Here is a 24,728-nt window from a genome sequence, read left to right on the forward strand (position 1 = left end):
CCTCCACTCGCGCGGCATCACCTACGCGGTCCTCTGCCAGGGCCCCTACGACGAAAGCGTCCGCTACCGCGACTTCATGGGCTGGGACCTGCCGTGGTACTCCGCGCAGGCCTCCATCGACACGCTCCTCGACGGCCGCCAACTCGGCTCCATGCACCTCGTGTGCTACCTACGCGACGGCGACCGCGTCTTCGAAACCTACTGGACAACCAGCCGCGGCATACAGGTAGTGGACTTCAACTACGCACTCATGGACCTCACCGTCTACGGACGCCAGGAACCGTGGGAGGACTCACCCCCCGGCTGGCCCCAACCCTGGCAAGACGGACCGGCCCGCCTACGGACCAACGGACGCCCCATCGCCCAGTGGTCCCGACTCGAAGCCGGCCGCTCCGACGACCTCACCGTCGGACCCTGACCGGTCAGAGCAGAGGAGAGCAATCCACAAGTAGCTGCCCCGCATCCTCGGCCATAGCGTATTACCGAAACGCCGCGCGATCAGGTGACCAGGACGCCGCACCGGTGGCGTGCCGGTGCTGGGCGACGTGACGGACGGGTGCTACCTCAGCGGTTCTTCGGGTCGACAGTTTGGTGAATCGCATATTGCCACGTGAGGAGAAAGTATGATTACCGCCGGCAAGACAGTGCTGGTAACCGGAGCCAACCGCGGTATCGGCAAGGTGCTGGTCGAGGAGGCGCTGAAGCGTGGCGCGAAGCGGGTTTACGCCGGCACGCGCCAGCCGCTGAGCCACCCGGACGAGCGCGTCACCCCCGTGGCCCTGGACGTGACCGACGCCGCGCACATCCAGGCGGCCGTCGAGCAGGTCGAGTCTGTCGACCTCCTGATCAACAACGCCGGCATCGTCGCGTATGACGACCTGACGGATCCGGCCGTGCTAGACCAGATGCTCGCCGTCAACTTCTATGGTGTGCGCGACGTGACCCAGGCGTTCCTCCCGAAACTGATCGAGTCCGAGGGAGCCATCGCCACCAACATCTCGCTGAACGCCTTGGCCCCGTTCCCGGTCGTCGCGTCGTACTCGGTCTCGAAGGCGGCCGCGTTCAACCTCATGCAGTCGCTGCGGGCCATCCTGGCGCCCCGGGGGGTGAGCGTCCATGCGATCCTCACCGGTCTCGTGGACACGGACATGTCCGCGGGCTTCGACATCGAGAAGGCCCCTCCGGAGCTGGTGGCGCACAGCATCTTCGACGGGATCGAGAAGGGCGACGAGGAGATCTTCCCCGACCCCATGTCGGAGCCCTTCGCGGACGGCTGGCGCAATGGTTCGAGCAAGGGACTCGAGCGCCAGTCCGCGGCGATGTACGCGCAGTTCACCCAGCAAGGATAACCGGCGGTTATGTCCTCAATGGCCAAGTGGCCGTTGAACACCGCAACACCATACCGGCGCCCGGCACTTCCCGAGTGGACGGCGGCGCGCAGGGCTATGGTTGAGGTGATTGCACATGAACGCGGCCAGCGACGAGGTGACCAAGATGCCTGACCCGGAGATCACGACACGCGAGCAGTGGCTCGTGGCTCGACGCGAGCTGCTCGCGAAGGAGAAGGAGCTGACCCGGCACCGCGACGAGGTCAACGCCGCCCGGCGCCGGCTGCCGATGGTCGAGATCACGAAGGACTACGCCTTCGACGGTCCGCACGGCAGCGGCACGCTGGTGGACCTGTTCGATGGTCGTAGCCAGCTCGTCATCTATCACACCATGTTCGATCCCGACGACGACGAGCCCTGCCCGTCCTGCTCGTTCTGGCTCGACAACGTCGGTCACCTCAGCCACCTGCACGCTCGCGACACCACGTTCGCGGCCGTCTCGCGGGCGCCGCTGGAAAAGCTCGAGCACTACAAGCGGCGCATGGGCTGGACCATCCCGTGGTACTCGTCGTACCGCAGCGATTTCAACTACGACTTCCACTACAGCTTCGACCCGTCGATCGTTCCGGTGGAATGGAACTACAAGGCCTTCCCCCAGCTCGTGCGGGAGAACCCCGCCTGGGAGGGATACACGGGCTCGGAGACGGGCGTGAGCGCGTTCCTGCGGCACGGCGATCGCGTCTTCCACACCTACTCCTGCTTCGCGCGCGGGATCGACGTGCTCAACGGCACCTACAACTACCTCGACCTCACCGCCCGCGGCCGCCAGGAGGACTGGGAACAACCACCCGGCCGCAGCGACGGACACGCGATGAGCTGGCTGCGTCGCCACGACGACTACGAGGCCGCGGTGATCGGCGGTGCGGGCACCCAACCTGACAACGGTGCTGCGCAGCCAGGACTGTGACGCCAGCACTCAGAAGGATGCGCGGCCCAGGATCATGCGCCCGAGTTCGCTAAGAGCAGGCTGCGTGATCGGGTGTAGCTGAAGAGCCTCACTCGGCAGTTGTCGGCGTGCCGCCGCCGGCTGCGTTTCGGATGATCGGACCGCGCTCCCCCCGCGTCCCTCGCCCGGCGCGCATCGTCAAGCGCCCCACGGTGAGTGGGTAACTACGCGACGGCCGGGCTGATGCTGGAGCGTCTGTCGCGGTGGGACGGTCGGCCCGAGCCGAGCGCGGGGTCGAGGACTCGAACCGAGGCCGTTCCTCTGGCCGACCCCGCCGCCAGGTCAGGCGGGCCGGTCCTTGACATCGCGACCGGACCATACGCGTGGCGCGTCGCGGAACCGGCGGGCGACCCGCACCTTGACACTCGTGTCCGGCGGATTGTCGCCGCAGCGGGCGCATTCCATCGTCACCTTGACCCGCCCGCCGCAGCCTTCGTGTTCGTAGGTCACCGGACGGCCGTCGGGGGCGGCCCAGCGGTCACCCCATTCGGTGAGCGCGATGATGATCGGCTGCAGGTCGCGGCCCTTGCGTGTCAGCACGTACTCAGCGTGCCCGCGGCCGTCGCCCGACCGCAGCTCGAAGATGCCGGCCTCGACGAACTCACCCAACCGCTTGGTCAGGATGTTCGGCGCGATGCCCAAACTGCGCTGAAACTCCGTGAAGCGGGTTATCCCGCCGAACATCGCGTTGCGGACGATGAGCAAGCTCCACCGTTCGCCGACGATCTCGAGTGCGCGCGCCGAGGAACAGAACTCATCAGGGTACAGACGTCCTAACATAGTGCCAGTGTGGCACACCGGGCTAGCGTGATGCAAGTATGACGGCTTGCATCACGCAAGTGAGCTTGCTAGCGTGATGCAAGTAGCGATCGACCCCACGTTTCGACCTCCTACCGAGAAGTCCGAAGGAGAGGCATGAGTGCCCAAAGTTTCACCACCGCCGTCTCGGTGGACCAGACCCCGCAGGAGGCCTTCGATGCCATCAACGACGTTCGTGGATGGTGGTCGAGGAGCCTCGAAGGCCGCACGGAACACCGCGGCGACGAGTTCACGTACCGCTACGAGGACTTGCACCGCTGCACGATCCGGGTGACGGAGGCCGTTCCCGGCAAGAAGGTCTCCTGGCTCGTGCTGGACAACTACTTCAACTCCATTCAGGACCCCGAGTGGACCGGCACCACGATCGAGTTCGACATCTCCGAGAAGGATGGCGAGACCGAGGTCCGCTTCACCCATCTGGGCCTGGTTCCCGAGTTTGAGTGTTTCGACGCCTGTTCCGACGGGTGGACCTTCTACGTCAACAACAGTCTGCGCGACCTCATTACCACCGGTGAAGGGCAGCCCAGCGGCTCGGAGCAACCGAGCGCGGCAGCTGAAGCGGTGACCGCCCGGGACCGGTAGCGGCGGGCAGCGAAACCTGACAGAGGAAGGACTACGGCACTATGACGACGACCACGGAGGCTCCGGCAAAGATGACCAGCCGGCAACAGGCGATTGTGTTCTTGCTGCTCGGCACGCAGTTCATGCTCTCGGTCGACTACTCGATTCTGAACGTCGCGCTGCCCCAGGTCGGCGCGGGCGTCGGCCTCGGACTCTCCGACCTGCCGTGGGTGATGACCGCGTACGCGCTACCGGCCGCCGGGTTCACGTTGCTGTTCGGACGGATCGCGGACATGTTCGGCCGGCGCCGGATATTCCTCACCGGCATCGTGCTGCTGGCCGCGGCGTCCCTCGTCGGTGGGTTCGCGACGGACCCCGTGCTGCTGCTGACCGCTCGTACGTTGCAGGGCTTCGCCACCGCCATCGCCACCCCCGCCGCGCTGTCGTTGCTGATCACGACGTTCAGCGACGAGAAGCAGCGGGCGCGGGTGCTGGGGCTCAACGGCGCGCTGCTGTCCGGCGGGTTCACCGTCGGCGCGCTGGTCGGCGGCACCCTCGTCGGCGCGCTGAGCTGGCGCTGGGCCTTCCTGATCAACGTGCCGGTCGCGGTGCTCATCCTCGTGGTCACGCCGTTCCTGGTGCGTGCGAGCAGGGGCCCCGCGGGGGTCAAGCTGGACGTGCCGGGCGCGGTCACGGTGACCCTCGGCCTGCTGGCGTTCGCCTTCGGTGTCACCAACCGGAACCTGTACGTCCTGGTTGCCGGTCTCGTGATGCTGGTGGTGTTCTGGCGAATCGAGCAGCGGTCGAAGGCCCCGCTGGCAGCGGTGAGCATCCTGTCCCGGCCCACCGTGAAGTGGGGCAACATCGCCGGTCTGGTCGTGTTCTCGATGGAGAGCGCGATGATCTTCCTGATGACGCTGTACCTGCAGGACGTGCTGGGCTTCTCGCCGATGACCACCGGTCTGATCTTCGGCGTGCCCGGCCTGGCCTCGGTGGCCGCCGGCATCATGGCCGGTCGCTTCATCGGCCGGTACGGCCAACGCACCGTGCTGGCGATGGGCCTGCTGGTGCAGGCCGGCTGCACCGCCCCGCTGGTGCTGCTCGGCACCAGTACCGCGTGGCTCTGGGTGTTGGTTCCCGCGCTGTTCCTCGGGTTCTTCGGGCACGTGGCGGCGATCGTGGCCTTCATGGTCACGGCGACCGCGGGCTCGGGCCTGCCCGACTCCGAGCAGGGTCTGGCCACCGGCCTGGCCACGCTGAGCCAGCAGGTCTCCGTCACCATCGGCGTCCCGATCCTCAGCGCGGTCGCGGCCACCCAGGCGAACCTGCTCAGCGGCATCCACGTGGCCATCGTCGTCGATGTCCTGGTGACCGCGGTTGTCATCGCACTCATCTGGACCGGACTGCGGCCCAGGCCCCAAGCCGCGCCCGGCGAGGTGCGTGAGCGCGACAAGGACGAGACGACCGCCGGCGCATACGCCGGGTGAGACCCGGAACGTTCGGGACATCCGCGGGACAGCGGCCCGTGTCCAACGAGGACACAGGCTGCTGTCCACGCAGGACGGCTCGTAGTCGCGTGTGGACCGTTCGGCCGTACCATCCGGACAGGCCCCAGGCGCGTCGGATCAGCACACCGATCGACAGCTGTGGTCCGGCGTCAGAAAGGGAGTGGACAGTGACGATCAACAGGGACCCCGACGTGGCGGTCACGGCCGTCCCGAGCGACGCCGAGCTCGCACGGTCGTTGGACGGAGACTTCCGTAGCGACCATGCCACCGTGGAGGGCCTGCGCCTGCACTACGTCGCCGGCGGGACCGGCCGGCCGTTGATTCTGCTGCCCGGCTGGCCGGAGACCTGGTGGGAGTTCCGCAAGGTGATGCCCGCGCTCGCGGCGGGCGGCCGCCGGGTCATCGCCGTGGACCTACCCGGCATGGGCGGCTCGGACAAACCCGCCGCCGGATACGACAAGAAGACGATGGCCGGCGCCATCCACGGACTCGTCCGCGCGCTCGGCTACGACCAGGTGGACCTCGCCGGCCACGACGTCGGCTCGCAGGTCGCCTTCAGCTTCGCGGTCAACCACCCGGAGGCCACCCGCAAGGTCGCGATGTTGGACATCCTCCACCCGGATGCGTCCTACTACGAGATCCGGATGCTCCCGGTCCCGGGGGTGCCCATCTTCCCGTGGTGGGCCGCGTTCAACCAGGTCGCCGATCTGCCCGAGCAACTGCTGGCCGGGCGCTTCCGGCGCCTCGTCGACTGGCTCTTCGACAAGTTCCTGGTGGACCGGAACTCCGTGACCCCGCTGGACCGGGCCGTCTACGCGCACGCCTACGACAACCCGGACGCGATCCGCAGCGGCAACGCCTGGTACGGGACGTTCGGCCAGGACATCGTCGACCTCGGGACCTACGGCAAGGTGACCGCACCCCTGCTCGGGATGGTCTCCAACCTCGGCAACGGCCTGTACTCCGCGCAGATGCGGGCGACGCTGCCCAACCAGGGGACCGACGTCGAGGTCGTCGTCCTGCCGGACGCCGGCCACTACTTCGTCGACGAGAATCCGCAGGCCATCATCGACAAGTTCAACGAGTTCTTCGTCTGACCCGAATGTCGGCGGTTCCTCTCGTCGTGACGCTGGCGTGTCAGCAATACGGGAGAGGCGTCGACGGATGGCTTCTGTAACTCTGGTTTGTGGATTTCCGGTTACTCCACAAACCCACGTTAGGAGAGGACATGTCAACTGTCGCCGTCCCGTCCAGGGAAGAGCTGGTGCGGCGGGTGTCCGAGATCGCTCCCGTTCTCCGGGCCAACGCTGAGTGGTCGGTGGAGCACCGCCGGCTGCACGAGGAGACGCTCAAGGCCCTGAGCGACACGGGCGTGTTCCGGATGAGGATCCCGAAGCGTTACGGCGGATACGAGAGCGATGCGCGGACCATGGTCGACGTGGCCGACGCGATCGCCCAGGTCGACGGGTCCGCCGCATGGTTGGTCGCCTGCCACTGGATCGCCACCTGGGGCCTGGGCCTGTTCCCGGACGAGGTTCAGTCCGATGTGTTCGAGGACCCCGACGCGCAGGTCTGCACCACCATCGGGCCGGGGACCGCGACCGCGGTCCCGGTTGAGGGTGGCGTCGTGGTCAACGGCGAGTGGCCGTGCATCAGCGGCGCGCTGAGCAGCCGGTGGCAGCAGGTCGCGGCGATCCTCCTCGACCCGAACGGCGAGCCGTACCCGGTGATGGGCCCGGTTCAGCTGTCGGAGCTGCAGACCCGCGACGACTGGCACACCACCGGCTTGCGTTCCTCCGGGAGCATCGCCACCATCGCGAAGGACCTGTTCATCCCGCAGGAGCGCCTCCTTCCGGCGCCGGCGGTGGTCGGTAGCCAGTCGGTCTCGAAGCTGAACGCCGACGTCACGATCTACCGGGCGCCGTTCATGGCCGTGGGCTCGGCTGCCACGGTCGGCGTCGCCACCGGCATCGCCAAGGCGATCCGGGACGCCTTCTTCGAGCGGCTGCCCGGCCGCCAGGCCACCTACACGCTGTACCCGAGCCTGGCCGAGGCCCCGGTGACCCACCTGCGGGTCGCCGAGGCGGTCATGAAGGTCGACGAGGCGGAGTTCCACGCGCAGCGGCTGGCCGCCCAGGTGGACGCCAAGTGCGCTTCCGGCGAGGCCTGGGAGCTCACGGAGCGCGGCCGCGCCCGTGGGGACGAGGGCTCGGCCGTGCGCCTGGCCAACGAGGCGGCAGACATCCTCGCCGCCAACAGCGGCGGGTCCTCGGCCTACACCAAGGTGCCCATTCAGCGGTTCGTCAACGACCTGCGGACCGTCAGCCTGCACGCGATGATGATTCCGGACGTCAACGCCGAGATCTACGGCGAAGTCCTGTGCGGCCAGGAGCCCAACACCTACTACATCTGATCCCGCGGCCCGAGCGGATCCGGCACTCGCCGGGTGGTCGGGCGAGGAAAGCGTCCTTTCTCACGCTGAGCGCGAGAAAGGGCGCTTTTCCGCGCATTTCGCTCCGCACCAGGCACAGGGACACCGTCAGCCTGCCGAAGATCCGGCTGCCGTTGGCACCGCGAATGTGCGCATCCTGGAAGAAGCGGAAGCACGAGCGCAATTTCGGAGAAGGAACGCGACGGCGGGCTCGATAGAATTCGGCCTAATCGATATGGGAGGCCACCGATGGAGGCGCGGGACGCATTCGACTACATCATCGTCGGCGCCGGCAGTGCCGGCGTGCCACTGGCCGCGCGGCTCAGTGCCGACCCGGCAAGGCGGGTCGCCCTGATCGAGGCGGGCCCGGACTACCCGACGGTGGCCGAGACGCCGGCCGATCTGCTCGACGGCAACGAGATGTCGTTGATCGAGCACGACTGGGGTTTCACCGCCGGACTGCTGCCGACCCGACCGACCAGGTACTTCCAGGGCAAGGTCACCGGCGGTTCCTCCGCGGTCGGGAACACCATCGCGATCCGGGGAATGCCGGAGGACTTCGAGGAGTGGGCGGCCGCCGGCAATCCCGAGTGGGCGTGGCCGAAAGTGCTGCCGCATTTCCTGGCGCTGGAGAACGACCTGGACTTCGGTGGCGCGTTCCACGGCCACGACGGCCCGATTCCCATTCGCCGCTGGCGGCCCGACGAGCTGACGCCCGTGCAGCAGTCGTTCCTCGACGGGGTGCTGGCGGCCGGGTATCCGTACACGGACGACCACAACCACCCGGCGTCGACCGGCGTCGGGCCGGCGCCGTCCACCCGCAGGGACAGCCGCGTGCGGGTGTCGACCGCGATGGGGTACCTCACGCCGGAGGTGCGCGCCAGGGACAACCTCACGATCATCGCCGGCGCGGTGGTGAACCGGGTGCTGGTCGACGGCGCGGCCGCCCGGGGTGTCGAGGTGCTGACCGGATCGGCGACCCAGGAACTGCGCGCGCGCCGGGTGATCGTCTCGGCGGGAGCGGTGAACACGCCGGCGATCCTGCTGCGCTCCGGCATCGGCCCGGAGGACGAGCTGCGCCGGCACGGGATCGACGTGCGGCTGGACCTGCCCGGCGTCGGCGCCGGCCTCAGCGAGCAGGCGCGTACCGGTGTCTTCATGGTGCCCAAGCCCGGCGCCGAGAACCACGGCAAGTCGGTGGGGCAGATCGTGATGCGGACCGCGGGGACCGGCACCGCGCGCGCCAACGACATGTACTACGCGATGGTCAACCACTTCAACCTGGCCGTCCAGTTCCCGCACCTGCGGGACGCCGCGCAGGCGGAGCGGGTGACCTGCCTGCTGGCGGTGGCTCGTGAGCCGCGTTCGCGGGGCCGGGTCACGCTGGCGTCGACCGATCCGCGGGTGGCACCACGCGTCGATCTCGACTTCCTGTCGTCCGAAGAGGACCACCGGCTGCTCGCGGACGCGCTGCGGGTCGTGTGGGAGCTGGCGCAGTCACCGAAGATTCGCGACATGGCCGACCGGATCGTGCTCCTGACCGATTCCCTGATGGACTCCGACGAGGCCGTCCGCGACTACGTCACGGCGTCGGTGGACCCGGCGTACAACCCGACCGGCACCGCCCGGATGGGCCCGGCGGGCGATCCGGGCGCCGTGGTCGACCAGCGTTGCGCGGTGCACGGGATCGACGGCCTGTTCGTGGCTGACGCGTCCGTGATGCCCGGCCAGGTGCGGGCGAACATCAACATGACGGTGAACATGATCGGCGAGCGGGTCGCCGAGCTGCTGGGCGACGACTGAGGACCACGCGATGACACTGGCGGAGAACCAGCACAACGGATCGGCCACTGACGGCGTCGTCTCCCCCGCCTCGATCGTGGGCCTGCTCAGCGGGTTCCGGGCCGCCAAGTTCCTGATGGCGGCCAGCGAGCTCGGCGTCTTCGAGGCGCTGGCCGGCGCGCCCGCGAGCATCGACGTGCTCGCCACGCGCACCGGCCTCACCCGCCGGGCGGCGCGCATCTGCGCGGACGCCATGGTGTCGGTCGGCATGCTCGAGCGCGACGGCGACACCTACCGCAACAGTGCCGCCGCCGCCGCGTACCTGACCGGCGCGACGCCCGTCGACCTGCGCCCGTTCATCCGGTTCTCGGACCGGTTCAGCTACCCGGCGTGGACCGGCCTCGCGCAGGCGCTCCGGCACGGCCCGGCACGCGAGATCGTCGCCCTGGACCCGGAGCTGCAGACGATCTTCTCCGAGGGGGTCGAGGCGCTGAACGCCGACGCGGCCGCCGCGCTGGCCGCGACCGTCGACTTCGGCGCCTGCCGCCGGCTGCTCGACATCGGCGGTGGCACCGGCTCGTGGTCGATCGCGGTCGCGGGCGCCCGCCCGCACCTGACCGCGACGGTGGTCGACCTGCCGCAGGTGGCCGCCATCGCCCGAGAGCGGATCGCCGAGCGGGGACTGTCCGGCCGGATCGACGTCGTGGGTGGCGACATCCTGACCGCCGACCTGCCGGCCGGCCACGACTGCGGCCTGCTGGCGAACGTGGTGCACTGCTTCTCGCCGGAGGACAACCAGCGGCTGCTGGCCTCGGTGCGGCGGGTGGTCCGGCCGGGCGCGCGGCTGCTGCTTGCCGACTACTGGACCGACCCGACACACACCGAGCCGGCCGTCGCCGCGCTGATGGCCGGCGAGTTCGCGCTCAACAGCGCGGACGGCGACGTCTACAGCCTGGCCGAGGGCCGCGAGTGGCTGGCCGCCACCGGATGGCGGTTCCTCACCCACGACCAGCTCGCCGGCGCGAAGTCGGTGGTCGTGGCGGAGGCACGCTGAACCACCGTCGCCGAGGCACGCTGAACCACCTGAGACGCGAGCCGGCGGCCCGGGTCACGGGTCGCCGGCTCGCTCAGGTTTCTCGTGCTTACGCGGCCGCGGCGGTCGACTCGGTCACCGGGGCCGCCCCCGCCTCCTCCTCGACCACCGGCGGCTTCAGGTAGCTGGTGGCCCACGCGACCACGATGCCGATCACGGCGAAGACCATGCCGGTGATCACCGGGCCCGAGGCGTCGAAGTTGGTGAGCGCCATGCCACCGGCGATCGCGCCCAACGCGATGCCCACGTTGGCCGAGGAGGCGGGCAGCGCGGACGCCAGCTGGCCGCCGGGTCCGGCCAGGGACACCACCCGGAGCTGGAGCGAGGCCGTCATGACGGAGCCGAACAGGCCCCAGGCCAGGATCACCAACGCTACGAGGACCGGGCTCGCACCGACGAGGTAGAGCACCAGGAGGGCGACCGCGGTGCAGGCGGTGCCCACGATCAGGGTGCGGCCGGCGTTCTGGTCGGCGAAGCGCCCGCCGCTGAACGAGCCCACCGCGGTGGCCAGGCCGTAGGCGAACAGGAAAACGCTGACCAGCGCGCCGGAGATGCCCGTGACGTCCTGCAGGAACGGCACGATGTAGGTCAGCGCCGTGTAGAGCGCCTCGAATACCAGGAAGGTCAGGCCCAGCACGGCGAGCACCCGCGGGGCGAAGGCGTACCTGGCCTGGCCGGCGGCCCCGCCGCCGGTGCTCGGCACGGACGGAACCAGCGCCACCGTGGCGATCAGCGCGATCACGGCGAACACGACGATGGCGATGAACGAGCCCTGCCAGCCGAGTGCTTGGCCGACCAAGGTGCCCAGCGGCACGCCGAGCGTGGCCGAGACCGCGACGCCGGAGACGATCGTGGAGATGGCCCGGCCGGCGCGGTCCGGCGGGACGATCGACATACCCATGACGAACGCGACCGCGATGAACAGACCCTGGAGCGAGCCGGTGACGGCGCGCACCGCGATGAACAGGCCGTAGCTGGGGACCAGCACCGGGACCAGGTTGGCCACGGCGTACAGGACGATCGCGCCGACCACGATGGTCTTGCGGTTCAGCTTGATCGTCAGCGCGGTCAGGACCGGGCCGCCGACGGCGATTCCCAGCGCGTAGGCGGTCACCAGCGTGCCGGCCGCGGGAATGGACACCTGGAGGTCGGCGGCGATCAGGTCGAGCACACCCACCACGAGCAGCTCGGCGCTGCCCAGCGCGAACGTGCCCAGGAACAGGGTGGCCAGCACGAGATTCGTCCTGCCCTGGCGGGGTGCGGCGTGCTGGTTACTCATGTCCACCTTCCTCCTCGTGCGAAGCATGATTGACGCCCGCCGCGGAGACATCTTCCACAGTGCGGTTTTTGCGGTGGGACCGGATGGATCTCGCTGTTACTCGCATCATGATAGTGGACTGCTTGCATCACGCAAGTCCATGCGTTGCCGGAAACCACGACGGGAGGCCTCCTGCGCAGCAATGAGAATGTCCATTCAGGACAGATGCGTGACGGGAGAGAAGGCGCGGGACAGTTCACGAATGAACAGACGTCGCAACGGCCACACCTCCGGCGTGCTTGCATCACACAAGTACTCAGGACGGATGTCGTGTTGGATCGGCCGTACGAACGCGAGAACCGCGCCGCGAACTCGCCCGCCGAGGTCTCGGCGGACGGTCGGGAGCGCGTGTCGGCGCGGGGGTCAGGACGCGGCTCGTGAGTCGGTCGCGGGCTTGTCCCCCGTCGCCGTCTCGGTCCCCGTCTCCCGGATCCGCATCCAGCTGCCGACGCGGCGCGAGGCCGCGAGGCTCGCCCACGCGGTCAGGTCGGTGAGGTCGCGGTCGTCCGGCTGGCGTGCGCGGAACCCGTCGACCACCGGCTGGTCGACCTGGTAGGACGCGAACGCCGTGAGCAGGGCCAGCCGCCCGGCCGCCCGGTCGTCGGCCGGCAGCGCGGCGACCGCGTCCTCGACCCACGCCCGGCTCAGGCCGACCGGGCGGCCGTCCCACCGCGCCAGGTGCTCGTGCACCAGCTCGCGCACCGCGACCGGGACCGAACGCCGGCCCGCCTCGTCGACGGCGGCCGCGCCGCGGGCGAACGCCTCGGCGATCGCGGTGTTGCCGGCCGCCCACGCCAGGTCGGACGGCAGCGGCGCGGGCGGGAGCAGGTCGAGCGAGGCGCCCGGCTGGGGGCCCCTGCGCTCGGCCGACTTGATGAGCCAGACCAGCACGCGGCGCACCACCCCGAGCGCGGCGGCCGGCGTGTGCGGCGGCAGCGGCACCTCGCCGAGGAACAGGTTCACCATCCGGTTGAGGTACTGCAGGATCACCGCGGTGCCGACGATCTCGGGCGCCTGCTCGACCGGGAACGGCACCGGGTGGCCGACGCCCGTGTCGGAGTACGCGTTGGCCGTCGTCCACGCCGCGGCCGCCCGCGCCCGCGGGTCGGCGATCTCGCCGTCGGTGTAGCCGACCAGGTTCTGCAGCATCGAGTCGTGCATGGTGATGCAGAACGGGCACTCGTTGCCCTTCGAGACCGCGGTCGACACGGCCTCCTTCACCGCCCTCGGCGACGCGGCGGGCACCAGCAGGGTCTCGCGCAGCATCAGCCAGGCCGCCGCCAGCACGTCCGGCGACGGCGCGTGCAGGATCACCGGCGGCGCCAGCACCCCGAAGTCCCGCTCGACCTCCCGGTAGACCCGCTCCACGGTGCCCCGCGCCGCGCCGTGCCGCACCGCGCGCACCTGCCGCACCTGCACCGTGGAGAGCCCCCGCAGGCCGGCCTGTACCAGTGATGTTGCTGCCCGCATGTCGGTTCCTCCGGGCTCGTGCGATCGGAAAGGGGGAAACAGCTCAGCCGGCGGACCGCACCGTCATCGGCAGCCCGCCGCGCACGCGCAGCGTCAGCATCGGCTCGGCCGTGGCCTCGTAGCCCGGCACGGCGTCGAGCCGCAGCTCGCGCACCAGCGTCGCGGTGACGATGGTCGCCTCGAGCTGGGCGAGGGTGCTGCCGACGCACACGCGCTGGCCGGCGCCGAACGGGATGTAGGCGTAGCGCGCCCGCCGGTCGGTGTGGCGCGTGTCGAACCGGTCCGGGTCGAACGCGTTCGGGTTGTCCCAGAAGTCCGGGTGCCGGTGCAGGGTGTACGGGCAGATCACGACGTCCGCGCCGGCCGGGACGCGGAACCCGCCGACCTCGTCCTCCTCGCGGGCCTGCCTCGGCAGCAGCCACACCGGCGGGTACAGCCGCATGACCTCCTGGATCACCATGTTCGTGAACCGCAGCCGGTGGACGTCCTCGAAGGTGGGCGGCCGGTCGCCGAGCACCTCGAGCGCCTCGGCCCGCAGCCGCTCCCGCACCTCGGGGTGCCGGTCGAGCAGGTAGAAGGTCCAGCTCAGCGTGCTCGCCGTGGTCTCGTGCCCCGCGAGCAGCAACGTCACCAGCTCGTCGCGCATCCGCTCCCGCGCGGCGTCGGCGTCCTGGTCCCGCCGGGTCGCCTCGACCAGGCGCGACAGGACGTCCTCGCCGTCCGCGGTGGGGTGCGCGGCACGGTCGGCGGCGAGCTTCGCGACGATGCGGTCCAGGTCGGCCCGCGCGCGGCGGAACCGCCGGTGCCGGGGCAGCGGGACCCAGTGCGGCACCGCGGACAGCGACATCATCTCGAAGATGGCCTGGTCCTGGACCTCCTCGAACGACTCGCCGATGGAGTCGAACGTGCCGAGGTCGGCGTCGAGCAGGGTGCGCCCGAGGACGCCGAGGGTCAGCCCGGTCATCTCGGCACTGAAGTCGATCGGCTCGCCGTCCTGGCGCGTGCGCAGCCGCGCCACCAGCGCGGCCGCCTCACCGGCGATCACGTCGGCCTTGCCGGCGATCCGCTTGGCCTTGAAGACCGGCTGAATGGTCCTGCGCTGGGCCTTCCACTTCTCGCCCTCGCTGGTCAGCAGGCCGTCGCCGAGTGCGCGGCGGGCGTGCACGAGGCCGATGCCCTTCACGTAGTTGGCGTTGTTGTCGGCCAGCACGTGCTTGGCGTGGTCGGGGTGGTTGAAGAAGTGCAGCTTCTTGGGGCCCAGCCGCAGCAGGACCGCGTCGCCGTACTGCCGGGAGAACTCGGTCATCACCGAGAGGCGGTCGCGGGCCATCTTGGCCAGCACGCTGAGCGTCGCCCGCAGCGGCGGTCCCGGCAGCTCGCGGGGCGTCGTGGCGTCCCGCTCCTCCGTCGCGGTCATGCCGGCACGTCCAGTTCGGTCCAGCCCGAGCCGGCCGTCGGGAAGGCGGACGCGATGCGCCTGCGCCACACCTCGAAGGCGGGGACCCCGGGGTGTGCCGGCACCTCGGCCTGGCTGGGCGGCCGCGTCTCGCCGCACAGCCGCGTCGCCTGCTCGGGGGTCAGGTCGCAGAAGACCCGGGTGGCGAGGCCGGTGTGCTCGATCTCGAGTCCCGCCTCGACCCGTGCGGTCGCGGCGAACGCGCTGCCCTGCGCGAGGTTCGGCAGGTACTTGCCCGCGCGGGCCTTGAACACCCGCAGCTCGTGCTCGTCGCCGCCGCCCGCGTAGGTGGCGGCCAGCCCGGCGCCCGCCCACAGGTCGGCCCGGCGGTCCTCGTCGAACGAGTCGACCATGTCCGCGACGACGGTGGGGTCGGAGCCGCCGACGAACCACATGGCGCGGCCGATGCCCTGGTCGATGCCGTTCTTGACGTACCAGCCCGCGCCGTCGGCCGGGAACGGCAGGGTCGGCTCGCGGTACTGGCCGTGCACGTACTTCTGGGTGTGGAAGTAGGCCTGGTGGAACCCGTAGCCGTCGAGCGCCAACCAGCGCAGCACCGGGTCGGACAGCTCCAGTTTGGACCAGCGGAACCGCGGCACGCGGGCCATCGCCCAGCCGACGCCGACGTAGACCATGTAGCTGTGCACGAGGCCGGGGCCGGCGAGAAACGCGGCGGTCCGCCCGCCTCGCCCGAACGGGAGCCCGTCGCGCACCGCGAAGCCCATCCCGGCGCCCTCGTAGGCGAAGCCGCGGAACTGGCGCGGGATCCGCTCGAGCGCCTCCCGCGGCTCCTCTGGCGTGCGGGCCTCGGCAGCGTGGGCGTAGCCCTCGAGGAAGGTACGACCGACGGTCTCCAGCAAGTCCTTGGCAGCTGGGCTCTTCACGTGGAAACCGCGCACCGAGAGTTCCGCGTTCGAGGTACTGGGAGTCAGGATCCTGCGCCTGATCGCCCGCAACGTGCTGGACAATGGTCCTCCCTTCGCCCGCTGCCGGTGCAGCGATCTGGCCTCCATCGTCTCGGAGCGGAAGGCGGCTGCCCACTCCCGCCGTGCGCACCGGGGGAATGGCTTGGTTCTCCGACATTGCGTTGTTCCGCGCGGGCGGGCACGGAGGCAACGCACAAGTAGAAAGGTCACCCCGGCTGGTGCGACGCTCGGCGACGGGTCGCGAAATCCCGCGCCCTCGCAAGGAGTTACGAGGCACCCACAATCTTCGAGGACTGCTTATGACGGCACAGTATGACGACATCATCGTCGGCGCCGGATCGGCCGGGGCGGTGCTCGCGGCCCGGCTGACCGAGGACCCCGCCCGCCGGGTGCTGCTCCTGGAGGGCGGCCCCGACTATGTCGAACCGGAGAAGACGCCGGAGGACATCCACTACGGCAGGACGATGTCGTTCGTGGACCACGACTGGACCTTCCGCGCCGAGGCGCACGACGGTCGCAGGATCCGGTACCCGCGAGGCAGGACCACCGGTGGCTCGTCGGCCGTCGGCGCGACGGTCGGGCTCCGCGGTGTCCCCGAGGACTACGACGACTGGGCCGCCGCCGGCAACCCGGCGTGGTCCTACGACGAGGTCCTGCCCTACTTCCGGAAGCTGGAGAACGACCAGGACTACGGCGACGACGAGTTCCACGGCGGCAGCGGCCACATGCCGATCCGCCGGTGGCACCCCGAGGAGCTGGCGCCGGGGCAGTCGGCGTTCGTCGAGTCGTGCCTCGACGCCGGCTTCCCCGAGACCAAGGACCACAACCACCCCGAGGCCACCGGTGTCGGGTCGATCCCGTCGACCCGGCACGACGCGGAGCTGCGAGCCACGACGGCGACGACCTACCTCCGTGCGGTCCGCGACCGGCCGAACCTGGAGATCAGGGCGCACACGACGGTCGACCGCGTGGTGTTCGAGGGCTCGAAGGCCGTCGGTGTCCTGGCGGCGACGGCGGGTGGCACCTACGAGCTCGTGGAGGGGCGCCGGATCATCCTGTCCGCCGGTGCGGTCGCCTCGCCGACGATCCTCATGCGGTCGGGCATCGGGCCGGCGGAGGACCTCCGCAGGCACGGCATCGACGTCCGCGCGGACCTGTCCGGCGTCGGCGGGAACCTGGTCGACCACCAGCGGACCGGCGCCTTCCTGGTGCCGCAGCCGGGTGTCGTCGACCCGACCCAGGCGTTCCTGCAGCAGATCCTGCGTACGACCTCGCCGGTCTCCGGTGAGTTCAACGACCTGCAGTACTACATGGTCAACTACTTCGGCCTGGCGCACTTCCCGGAGCTGCAGATGCTGTCCGGCACGACCGAGATCCTCGGTGTGATGGTCGTGTCGCAGCGGCCGGGCTCGCGTGGCCGGATCACGCTGAAGTCGGCCGACCCGGCCGCACTGCCCACGATCGAGCTGAACTTCCTCGACGACGAGCGGGAGATGGACATCCTCGTCGACGGGGTCCGCACGGCGTGGCAGCTGGCGCACCACCCCGACATCCTGAAGCTCGGCCAGGGTTTCGTGGTGCTGCGCGACGCCATGATCGACAACGACGACATGGTGCGGCAGTTCGTGAAGACCAGTCTGGACAGTGCCTACCACCCGGTCGGCACCGTGCGGATGGGTCCCGCGAGCGACGACGGCACGGTCGTCGACGAGCGCGGCGCGGTGCACGGCACCGAGTCGCTCTACGTCTGCGACTCGTCGATCATGCCGAACACGGTGCGCGCCAACACCAACCTGACCTCGATCATGATCGGGGAGCGGACGGCGGCGTGGCTGTGCGCGGACTGACCGGGTGAAACAGCTGGGTGGCCCCGGATCTCCCGGTCCGGGGCCACCCGTCTGTCCGGAGTGGACATCTGGAGTGGACACAGGGCGCGGGCTCGTCAACCGGACGCCGGAAAGGGGCAGGACCACTGACGCGGTCCTGCCCCTTTCCGGCGTGGTGCGGTCGTTCCCTACGGCAGTTCCTTCAGGCCCTTGCCGAACAGCATGTACGCGGGCGCCAGCTCGGCCGCGTCCGCCTGTGCCAGCTCGACCATGGCCGCGCCGGCGATCTCCGGGTTGAGCAGCGGGCCCTGGGCGCGGAGGAAGTCCGGCACGGACATGCCGGACTTGGCCGCGTACGCGGCGACGGCCGCCTCGCCGACGCCCGTCTCCGGCGCGAAGCGGGGCATCACCGTGGTGAACGTGATGTCCAGCCCGGCCTGCTTGGCCTCGCCCTGGGCGTAGCCCGTGATGAAGCGCTGCGCGGCCTTCGCCCCGGCGTACCCGCCGGACAGCGGCGAGCCGGTCGGGTTCATCGCGGCGCCGCTGCTGACCACGACCACCCTGCTGCCGGGAGGCAGCGGCGCGAGGAGCGCCGCGCGCAGCCAGTGGAACGCGATGCGGACATCGCTCTCCCAGTTGACCGAGAACGTCTCCCACGTCTGCTCCTGCAGCGGCAGCATGTGCGGGATGGCCCCGGCCACGAGGACGATCGTCTGCGGCTGGTGGCGGTCGATCAGGCCGGCCGCCACCGTGGCGTCGCCGGCGTCGGCGACCTCCTGCTGGATGGTGCCGGAACCGTTGGCCGGCACGGCGAACTCCGCCGCCGTGCGGGCCACGGCCACCACCGGAGCGCCGGCCTCCGCGAACGCCGTGGCGATCCCGTGGCCCAGGCCGCGGCTCGCGCCGACGACGATCGTGGTCCTGCCGGACAGCTCACTCATGTGTCCTCCAAATCAGGTTATGACTGGAACTTCGTGCCGTTCCACCAGTTGTCGCCCGGCACCGGCGCGTCCTCGTCGCCGTACCGGTCCTTGTGGCGCCACCAGTCCCACGGGTGCTCGAGCTGGTCCTCCTGGCGCCCGAGGACGGTGACGTCCAGGTAGTTGTAGAAGCTCTTGAAGATGTCGCCACCGCGGTCGAAGATCGAGTACGTGTGGAACACGTCGTCGCCCTCACGGTAGAACGAGCTCACCCCCGGCGACTCGCCGAGGTCGGTCGTGATCTCGTAGTCGCGGTTGAAGTCGCTGCCGTAGGAGGAGTACCACGGCATCCCCCAGCCCATGCGCTTCTTGAAGGGCTCGAAGTCCGACAGCGGCGCGTTGGAGATCATGACGAACGTGGTGTCGCGGGCCCACATGTGCGCGAGCTCGCCGACGCTGTCGGCCTGCATCGAGCAGCCGATGCAGCCCTCGTCCTCGCCCGGCACCCACATGAAGTGGCGGACGATCAGCTGGCGGCGGCCCTCGAACATGTCGAGCAGGGACAGCTCGCCGTCCTGGCTCTGGAAGACGTAGGGCTTCTCCACCTTGACCATGGGCAGCTGCTGGCGCTCCCGCAGGATGTCGTCGCGCGCCTTGGTGACTTCCTTCTCCTTCTCCAGCAACGCCCTGCGGGCCGCCAACCACTCTTGCCTGGAGACTACTTTCGGCTGGTTCATCAAATCTCCTCTTCGATATCGGCTTCCCGTCCTCAGGCGGCGGGTCTGCGCTCCCGCAGGCTGCGCCGCTCGGTCTTGCCGACCGGGGTGCGGGGGATCTGGTCGATGAACTCGAGCTGCCGGATCTTCTTGTACGGCGCGACGCGTTCCGCGACGAAGGCCATGATCTCCTCGGCCGTGGCGGTCTGTCTGACCACCACGAAGCCCTTGGGGATCTCGCTGGCCTCCTCGTCCGGCACCCCGACCACGGCCGCGTCGGCGACCTTGGGGTGCGTCATGAGGACCGCCTCGAGCTCCACAGGGGACACCTGCTGCCCCTTGTACTTGATGAGCTCCTTGATGCGGTCGACGACGAACAGCTCCCCGTTGTCGTCGAAGCGCCCGAGGTCCCCGGTGTGCAGGAAGCCGTCCGGCTCCAGCACCTTCTCGGTGGCCTCCGGGGCGTTGAGGTACCCCTTCATCACGTGCGGGCCGCGGATGAGGATCTCGCCGTCCTCGTTGGGACCGAGCTCCGCCCCCGTGGTCACGTCGACGATCTTGCACTCGATGTTGGGCGAGTTCCTGCCGACCGACCCGCGCGACGCGCCGGTCGCCGGCTGCATGAACGACACCAGACCCTCGGTGAGGCCGTAGCCCTGCCCGATCCGGCAGCCGAGCCGGTCGGCGACCAGGTCGGCGATGTCGGGGTCGAGCGCGGCGCCGCCGGAGACGATCCCGGTGACCGGGGAGAGGTCGTACCGGTCCACCAGCGGGCTGCGCGCGAGGAGCACGGCGATCGTCGGCACGACGTAGAGCCGCGTGATGCCGTGGTCCTCGACCGCCCGCAGGTACACCTCGGGGTCGAAGCGCGGCATGGTCACGAGCGTCGCGCCCTGCAGCAGGCTCGCGTTCAGCGTCATGATGAGCCCGAACGCGTGGTGGAACGGTGGCACGGCAAGCACTTTCTCGCCGTCGGCGAGCGGTGCGACCGTGCTCGTCTGCAGCACGTTGGCGATCATGTTCCGGTGCGTCAGCAGCACGCCCTTGGGTAGGCCCGTGCTGCCGCTGGAGTGCAGGATCGCGACCACGTCGGCGGCCGGGTCGACCGGCGTCTCCTCGACCGGGTCGGCGGCGAGCAGGTCGGCGAACGGCGTCGCGCCGTCCGCCTCGCCGAACACGACGATCTCCTCGACCCCGGTGCCGGCGGCCAGCTCCCTCGCCTTGTCCACTTCGGACGGCACGGTGACGAGCACGCGGGCGCCGGCCTCGTTGAGGTGACCGGCGACCTCGGCCACGGTGTCGATCGGGTTGAGCACCACCACCGAACCGCCGGCCAGCGCCGCGCCGTGGAAGGCGATCGGGTACTCCGGCACGTTCGGCGCCAGCAGGGCGAGCACGTCGCCCTTGCGGAAGCCGCGGGCGGCCAGGCCGCCCGCGACCCGCCGCACCGCGGCGGCGAGCTCCGCGTAGGTGTACGCGTTGTCGCCGTTGACGTCGACCGCCGCGACCCTGCTGCCGAACTCCTCCGCCCTGCCGAGCACGTAGGACGTGAGGGAGGTCTGCGGCACGGGCACACGCGGACCGGTGAAGATCATCACGCCACGTCCCGCTTGTAGGTGTCCAGGCCGGGGCGGTAGCTGCGCTTCTCGAACTGCTTCAGCGCGACGTTGATCCACTCGTTGCTGGTGAGCCGGGCCAGCTCCCACAGCTTCGCCTGGTCGTAGTCGATGGCCTCGGGCAGGTCCAGGTGCGTCGTGCGCTCGTAGACCTCCTTGGCCAGGCGCAGCGTCACCGGGTTCTTGTTGACGATCCGGCCGACCAGCTTCTCGGTCGCCGCGTCCAGCTCGTCGGCCGGCACGGCCTTGTTCACGAGACCGAACTGCTCGGCCTCCTTGCCGGTCATCGTGGCGCCGGTGAGGATGTAGTAGAGCGCCTGCTTGCGGGACAGGTTGTGGGTCGCCGCCCACGACGCGCCGCCGGCCGGGAAGATGCCGAAGTTGATCTCCGAGAGGCCGAACTTCACGTGGTCGGCCGCGATCGCCAGGTCGCACAGGCCGGTGACCTCGAAGCCGCCGCCGAACGCGTAGCCGTTGACCTTGGCGATGGTCACCGCGGGGAACGCCTTCAGGCGCTGGAACCACTGCAGTGCCACGAGGTTCGTCTTGTAGAACCGCTGCGGGTCCTCGTAGGGCTCCAGGAAGCACTCCTCGAGGTCCATGCCGGCGCTGAAGCTGTCGCCGACTCCGGTCACGACGACCGCCTTGACGCCCTCGTCCGCCTCGATCGCGTCCAGAGCCGCGTTCATGTCGCGGTGCATCTGGGGGTTCATCGCGTTCTTCTTGTCCGGCCGGTTCAGGTAGATCGTGGCCGTCGGCCCGTCGATGTCGAGCTGCACGGTGTCGAACGTGATCACGGTTGGCCTTCCTTCTCTGCTCGCTACTTTTGCCTTGCCTGCCAGGGAGGTGCGAAACGTGCGGGTCAGGGCAGCCGCACCTTGCGCAGGAACGCCGGCAGCAGCCACGGCCGCCGGCCCCACACGCGCAGCGACCCGCGCAACGCGGCCTGCAGGTGGGTGAACCGGTGGAACAGCACCATGTTCATGGTCGACGGCCGGAACCAGACGCGGACGTCGGCAGGCACGTCGGGCTCGGCCACGGTGGCCACACCGGACTCCAGGACGAACGTCACCGGCGCCGTGTGGGCGGAGCGGAACTCCACCGCGATGCGGCCCGGCCGCACCGGCCGGTCGTCGTCGAGCATGTGGCCGTAGCCGTTCCTGCCGATCTCGACGAGGAACAGCTCGAAGAACAGCGCCGCCTGGTCCTCCGGCATCCGCCACGGCGCCTTGACCGCACGGGCGACGTCCCAGCCGTGGATGAGCAACTCGTTCACCATGTGCGCGAGCACCCCGGCCACCGGCAGCCGCGAGTCGCCGAGCCACGGCACGACGCGCGCCGGGTCGGTGTGCTCGGTGATGCTCAGGATCTCCGCGACCGCGCCACGCAGCCGCGCGGCCAGCCGAACCGGGTCCCGCTCCGGGAAGCTCTCCAGCTGCACCCGGTTCAGTCCGGTGTGGATGGTGTCGACCGTGGTGACCGGAACGTACTGGCGCACCTCGGGAATCGGCAGCGGCCGGCGGCCCTCGGACACCATCGCCGTGTAGTTCATGGCTATGCCGGTCACGTGCGCCGCCGTCTCGGCCACCGACCAGTCCTTCGTGGCCAGGACGGACGGGTCCGGCACCGACAGGACCAGGTCGGCGAAGCGGTCCCCGGCCTCGCGGAGTGCGGCTCGGACGGCCACCCACTTGTCCTGGGTGACGCGGCTCGCCGCCGCGGCAGGCGGGATCCCTGTCTTCGGCATCGCTCCGTCCTCCCACCCGGGTGCCCGGGGCTCGACGATCGACAGCCGGGTTTGACTGCTGTCGCCAGTGTGTGACCGCGATGTGCGGCCTCGCGTCTTCCACGTTGCCTTTCAATGGAGTCCGGCTGCTCCGGGCGGCCCGACGCGGCCACTCGGCACGGACGGAGTAGTCGGCGCACGGGGTGACTGGACACGATCGGATCCGGGCGGCACTCCAGTCGCCGAGCCGAGTCCGACGACAGGGAGACGATCGTGAAGGCGTTCACTGGCCGCCTGGTCCGGCTGCCCGGTCTGGCGCTGCGCGCCGGCCGGGTCGGCGCAATCGTGTTCTGGTACGGCATGGTCATCGGCGTCTCGGTGGTCCGCGCGCGCCTGCGTGGCGAGCGCGACGGCCGGGGCCTGCGCGACGGTGACCGGTGGGTGCGGATGCTGACGCACCTCGGTCCCTCCTACATCAAGATCGGCCAGCTGCTGAGCACCCGGCGGGACCTGCTGCCCGACGACGTGACCACTCCCCTGGCACGCCTCACCGACGCGTCCTCGCCACCGCGCCTGCGGCGCATCGAGCGCGCCACCCGCCGCGCGTACGCCGGCCGGCCGTGGCCGTTCCTGGAGTTCGACCGGACGCCCGTCGCCTGCGGCAGCATCGCGACCGTCCACGAGGCGGTGACCCTCGACGGGCGCCGCGTCGCGGTGAAGGTCCGCAGGCCGGGCATCGAGAAGGTCATGCGGCGGGACTTCGCGCTGACCGCGGGTGCGATGGGCGCGATGGGCGCCGTGCCCAAGCTGCGCAAGATGCCGTTCAAGCTCATGCACGCACAGGTCGGCGGCGCGATCCTGCGGCAGCTGGACTTCACGGCCGAGGCCGCGTCGCTGGTGGCGCTGCGGGACAACCTCGCCGCGGCCGGGTTCGAGAACGTGCGCATCCCCGCGCCGCTGCCCGAACTGTGCACCGCGGACACCGTGGTGATGGAGTTCGTCGGCGACCTCAAGCGGTTCGAACCGGGCGACCTCGACCAGGCCACCAGGAGCGCGGTCGTGCGCGCGGTGCTGGCCGCGATCTACGAGATGCTCTTCGTCGACGGCCTGGTCCACTGCGACCTGCACCCCGGCAACCTCTACTTCGACCGTGACGCGAACCTGGTGATGCTGGACGCCGGCTTCGTCATCAAGCTGCCCGACCCCGTGCGCCGGTCCTTCGCGGACTTCTTCATCAACATGGCGATGGGCGACGGCTGGATGTGCGCGCAGATCGTGATCGAGAGCGCGTCCCACATCGCCGACGACTGCGACCTGGAGGGCTTCCGCGCCGGGCTCGTCGACCTCGTGGCCGGCGCGTCCGGCGCGAAGTCCGGTGAGTTCGACCTCGCCATGTTCGCCGGCCGCCTCTTCGACCTGCAGCGCAGGTTCGGGCTGTTCCCCGCTCCCGAGTTCGCCTTTCCACTGCTCTCGCTGCTGGTCATCGAGGGCATGATCAAGGGCTTCGACGCCGACGTCGACTTCCAGGCCGAGGCGGTCCCGGTCCTTCGTCGCCGCAACACCCCCCGTGATGCCGTATCCGCTGGAGAAAGGTGAGTCGAGAATGGACGCAACCGCCCACGTCCGGGTCCCACTGGTCGGCGAGGACCAGGCCACCGGGCGCCTGGCCGAGCTGTACGACGAGGTCAAGAAGGCGACCAACCTGCCGTTCGTCCCGGACATGTTCCGCCTGGTGTCCACCCGGCCGGACCTGCTCGAGGCGGTCGTGGCCGGGTACAAGGGCATGTACCTCGGCGGCGTCCTGCCGCGGCAGACGCGGGAGCTGATCTCCGCGTGGACGTCGAAGGTGAACGAGTGCCCGTACTGCGTCGGCACGCACAACTTCTTCTTCCAGGCCTTCGGTGGCCCCGAGGAGACCGCACGTGCCGTCGAGTCCGCCGAGTCCGCCGACGACCTGCCGGTCGAGGAGAAGACGAAGGTCCTGCTGCGGCTGCTGACGAAGCTCAGCAAGGAGGCCTACAAGGTCACCGACGCCGACTGGAAGGTCGCGCTGGAGGCCGGCTGGACCTCGGAGGAACTGCTCGAGGCCTTCTTCACCTCCTCCATGTTCAACATGATCACGCGCATGGTGGACGGGCTGGGCCTCGGCTACTCGGTGGCCGCGAGCCGGATCTCGCAGCAGGAGATCCCAGAGGAGGGCGCCGCATGAACGAGCGTGCGAGCGAA

General features: G+C 69.8%; 22 protein-coding genes. 12 read left to right on the top strand and 10 right to left on the bottom strand.

What is annotated here, in order from left to right; translation table 11 throughout:
- The 3 genes from VGD70_RS01215 to VGD70_RS01225 form a co-directional block, all read left to right on the top strand.
- The coding region (locus tag VGD70_RS01215) for a DUF899 family protein (protein WP_331077178.1) at positions 1–418 on the top strand (418 nt) is incomplete at its 5' end.
- 205 nt (positions 419–623) lie between these two features.
- Positions 624–1,349, top strand: a complete 726-nt coding sequence (locus VGD70_RS01220) for an SDR family NAD(P)-dependent oxidoreductase (protein WP_331077180.1) — start codon at positions 624–626, stop codon at positions 1,347–1,349.
- A 115-nt stretch (positions 1,350–1,464) separates the two neighbouring features.
- On the top strand, positions 1,465–2,295 hold the full coding sequence (locus VGD70_RS01225; RefSeq protein WP_331077182.1) for a DUF899 domain-containing protein: 831 nt from the start codon (positions 1,465–1,467) through the stop codon (positions 2,293–2,295).
- 321 nt (positions 2,296–2,616) lie between these two features.
- On the opposite strand, the gene VGD70_RS01230 is transcribed toward VGD70_RS01225, so the two are convergent.
- Entirely contained in the window at positions 2,617–3,114 is a 498-nt protein-coding gene (locus VGD70_RS01230) for a helix-turn-helix domain-containing protein (protein WP_331077184.1), read from the bottom strand.
- 135 nt (positions 3,115–3,249) lie between these two features.
- Between VGD70_RS01230 and VGD70_RS01235 the strand changes: the two genes are divergently transcribed.
- The 6 genes from VGD70_RS01235 (at position 3,250) to VGD70_RS01260 (ending at position 10,489) form a co-directional block, all read left to right on the top strand.
- Entirely contained in the window at positions 3,250–3,735 is a 486-nt protein-coding gene (locus VGD70_RS01235; RefSeq protein ID WP_331077185.1) for an SRPBCC domain-containing protein, read from the top strand.
- A 71-nt stretch (positions 3,736–3,806) separates the two neighbouring features.
- Positions 3,807–5,201 carry an MFS transporter gene (locus tag VGD70_RS01240; protein ID WP_331077187.1) on the top strand — a complete coding sequence of 465 codons (1,395 nt, stop codon included), beginning with the start codon at positions 3,807–3,809 and terminating at the stop codon, positions 5,199–5,201.
- 188 nt (positions 5,202–5,389) lie between these two features.
- Entirely contained in the window at positions 5,390–6,319 is a 930-nt protein-coding gene (locus VGD70_RS01245; RefSeq protein ID WP_331077189.1) for an alpha/beta hydrolase, read from the top strand.
- A 131-nt stretch (positions 6,320–6,450) separates the two neighbouring features.
- Complete coding sequence (locus VGD70_RS01250; RefSeq protein ID WP_331077191.1) at positions 6,451–7,635, top strand: acyl-CoA dehydrogenase family protein; 1,185 nt, start codon at positions 6,451–6,453, stop codon at positions 7,633–7,635.
- Positions 7,636–7,902: 267 nt separating this feature from the next.
- Positions 7,903–9,456, top strand: coding sequence for a GMC family oxidoreductase (locus VGD70_RS01255; protein WP_331077192.1), 1,554 nt, complete (start codon positions 7,903–7,905; stop codon positions 9,454–9,456).
- A 10-nt stretch (positions 9,457–9,466) separates the two neighbouring features.
- The gene (locus VGD70_RS01260) at positions 9,467–10,489 is read left to right on the top strand and encodes a methyltransferase (protein WP_331077194.1); all 1,023 of its coding nucleotides are present in this window, start codon (positions 9,467–9,469) and stop codon (positions 10,487–10,489) included.
- 88 nt (positions 10,490–10,577) lie between these two features.
- On the opposite strand, the gene VGD70_RS01265 is transcribed toward VGD70_RS01260, so the two are convergent.
- From VGD70_RS01265 to VGD70_RS01280, 4 genes are all read right to left on the bottom strand, one after another.
- Complete coding sequence (locus VGD70_RS01265; protein WP_331077196.1) at positions 10,578–11,807, bottom strand: MFS transporter; 1,230 nt, start codon at positions 11,805–11,807, stop codon at positions 10,578–10,580.
- 402 nt (positions 11,808–12,209) lie between these two features.
- Positions 12,210–13,316 carry a carboxymuconolactone decarboxylase family protein gene (locus tag VGD70_RS01270; protein ID WP_331077198.1) on the bottom strand — a complete coding sequence of 369 codons (1,107 nt, stop codon included), beginning with the start codon at positions 13,314–13,316 and terminating at the stop codon, positions 12,210–12,212.
- 43 nt (positions 13,317–13,359) lie between these two features.
- Positions 13,360–14,733, bottom strand: coding sequence for a cytochrome P450 (locus tag VGD70_RS01275; protein WP_331077200.1), 1,374 nt, complete (start codon positions 14,731–14,733; stop codon positions 13,360–13,362).
- A complete protein-coding gene (locus tag VGD70_RS01280; protein ID WP_331077202.1) occupies positions 14,730–15,740 on the bottom strand; it encodes a DUF1702 family protein in 1,011 nt (336 codons plus the stop codon). The genes VGD70_RS01275 and VGD70_RS01280 overlap by 4 nt, the downstream gene beginning before the upstream one ends.
- Positions 15,741–15,997: 257 nt before the next feature.
- Here VGD70_RS01280 and VGD70_RS01285 point away from each other — a divergent pair, with 257 nt between their 5' ends.
- On the top strand, positions 15,998–17,545 hold the full coding sequence (locus VGD70_RS01285) for a GMC family oxidoreductase (RefSeq protein WP_331077204.1): 1,548 nt from the start codon (positions 15,998–16,000) through the stop codon (positions 17,543–17,545).
- Positions 17,546–17,712: 167 nt separating this feature from the next.
- Here VGD70_RS01285 and VGD70_RS01290 read toward each other — a convergent pair whose 3' ends face one another.
- The 5 genes from VGD70_RS01290 to VGD70_RS01310 form a co-directional block, all read right to left on the bottom strand.
- Positions 17,713–18,465 carry an SDR family oxidoreductase gene (locus VGD70_RS01290; protein ID WP_331077206.1) on the bottom strand — a complete coding sequence of 251 codons (753 nt, stop codon included), beginning with the start codon at positions 18,463–18,465 and terminating at the stop codon, positions 17,713–17,715.
- Between the two features lie 17 nt (positions 18,466–18,482).
- Positions 18,483–19,181, bottom strand: a complete 699-nt coding sequence (locus VGD70_RS01295; RefSeq protein WP_331077208.1) for a DUF899 domain-containing protein — start codon at positions 19,179–19,181, stop codon at positions 18,483–18,485.
- Between the two features lie 32 nt (positions 19,182–19,213).
- Complete coding sequence (locus VGD70_RS01300) at positions 19,214–20,728, bottom strand: AMP-binding protein (protein WP_331077210.1); 1,515 nt, start codon at positions 20,726–20,728, stop codon at positions 19,214–19,216.
- A 26-nt stretch (positions 20,729–20,754) separates the two neighbouring features.
- Complete coding sequence (locus VGD70_RS01305; RefSeq protein ID WP_331077212.1) at positions 20,755–21,573, bottom strand: p-hydroxycinnamoyl CoA hydratase/lyase; 819 nt, start codon at positions 21,571–21,573, stop codon at positions 20,755–20,757.
- 65 nt (positions 21,574–21,638) lie between these two features.
- Positions 21,639–22,523 carry a maleylpyruvate isomerase family mycothiol-dependent enzyme gene (locus VGD70_RS01310; protein WP_331077213.1) on the bottom strand — a complete coding sequence of 295 codons (885 nt, stop codon included), beginning with the start codon at positions 22,521–22,523 and terminating at the stop codon, positions 21,639–21,641.
- Positions 22,524–22,775: 252 nt separating this feature from the next.
- Between VGD70_RS01310 and VGD70_RS01315 the strand changes: the two genes are divergently transcribed.
- Positions 22,776–24,098, top strand: a complete 1,323-nt coding sequence (locus tag VGD70_RS01315) for an ABC1 kinase family protein (protein ID WP_331077215.1) — start codon at positions 22,776–22,778, stop codon at positions 24,096–24,098.
- 7 nt (positions 24,099–24,105) lie between these two features.
- A complete protein-coding gene (locus tag VGD70_RS01320) occupies positions 24,106–24,711 on the top strand; it encodes a carboxymuconolactone decarboxylase family protein (protein ID WP_331077217.1) in 606 nt (201 codons plus the stop codon).
- Positions 24,712–24,728: the final 17 nt, after the last annotated feature.

Source organism: Actinophytocola sp. (assembly GCF_036402745.1).
In the GTDB taxonomy this organism is placed as follows: Bacteria; Actinomycetota; Actinomycetes; order Mycobacteriales; family Pseudonocardiaceae; genus Actinophytocola.

Bases quoted from the DNA above. Each gene is read 5' to 3' on its own strand.
- VGD70_RS01220 (WP_331077180.1), top strand. From the start codon at position 624: ATGATTACCGCCGGCAAGACAGTGCTGGTAACCGGAGCCAACCGCGGT.
- VGD70_RS01225 (WP_331077182.1), top strand. From the start codon at position 1,465: ATGAACGCGGCCAGCGACGAGGTGACCAAGATGCCTGACCCGGAGATC.
- VGD70_RS01230 (WP_331077184.1), bottom strand. From the start codon at position 3,114: ATGTTAGGACGTCTGTACCCTGATGAGTTCTGTTCCTCGGCGCGCGCA.
- VGD70_RS01235 (WP_331077185.1), top strand. From the start codon at position 3,250: ATGAGTGCCCAAAGTTTCACCACCGCCGTCTCGGTGGACCAGACCCCG.
- VGD70_RS01240 (WP_331077187.1), top strand. From the start codon at position 3,807: ATGACCAGCCGGCAACAGGCGATTGTGTTCTTGCTGCTCGGCACGCAG.
- VGD70_RS01250 (WP_331077191.1), top strand. From the start codon at position 6,451: ATGTCAACTGTCGCCGTCCCGTCCAGGGAAGAGCTGGTGCGGCGGGTG.
- VGD70_RS01255 (WP_331077192.1), top strand. From the start codon at position 7,903: ATGGAGGCGCGGGACGCATTCGACTACATCATCGTCGGCGCCGGCAGT.
- VGD70_RS01260 (WP_331077194.1), top strand. From the start codon at position 9,467: ATGACACTGGCGGAGAACCAGCACAACGGATCGGCCACTGACGGCGTC.
- VGD70_RS01265 (WP_331077196.1), bottom strand. From the start codon at position 11,807: ATGAGTAACCAGCACGCCGCACCCCGCCAGGGCAGGACGAATCTCGTG.
- VGD70_RS01270 (WP_331077198.1), bottom strand. From the start codon at position 13,316: ATGCGGGCAGCAACATCACTGGTACAGGCCGGCCTGCGGGGGCTCTCC.
- VGD70_RS01275 (WP_331077200.1), bottom strand. From the start codon at position 14,733: ATGACCGCGACGGAGGAGCGGGACGCCACGACGCCCCGCGAGCTGCCG.
- VGD70_RS01285 (WP_331077204.1), top strand. From the start codon at position 15,998: ATGACGGCACAGTATGACGACATCATCGTCGGCGCCGGATCGGCCGGG.
- VGD70_RS01290 (WP_331077206.1), bottom strand. From the start codon at position 18,465: ATGAGTGAGCTGTCCGGCAGGACCACGATCGTCGTCGGCGCGAGCCGC.
- VGD70_RS01295 (WP_331077208.1), bottom strand. From the start codon at position 19,181: ATGAACCAGCCGAAAGTAGTCTCCAGGCAAGAGTGGTTGGCGGCCCGC.
- VGD70_RS01310 (WP_331077213.1), bottom strand. From the start codon at position 22,523: ATGCCGAAGACAGGGATCCCGCCTGCCGCGGCGGCGAGCCGCGTCACC.
- VGD70_RS01320 (WP_331077217.1), top strand. From the start codon at position 24,106: ATGGACGCAACCGCCCACGTCCGGGTCCCACTGGTCGGCGAGGACCAG.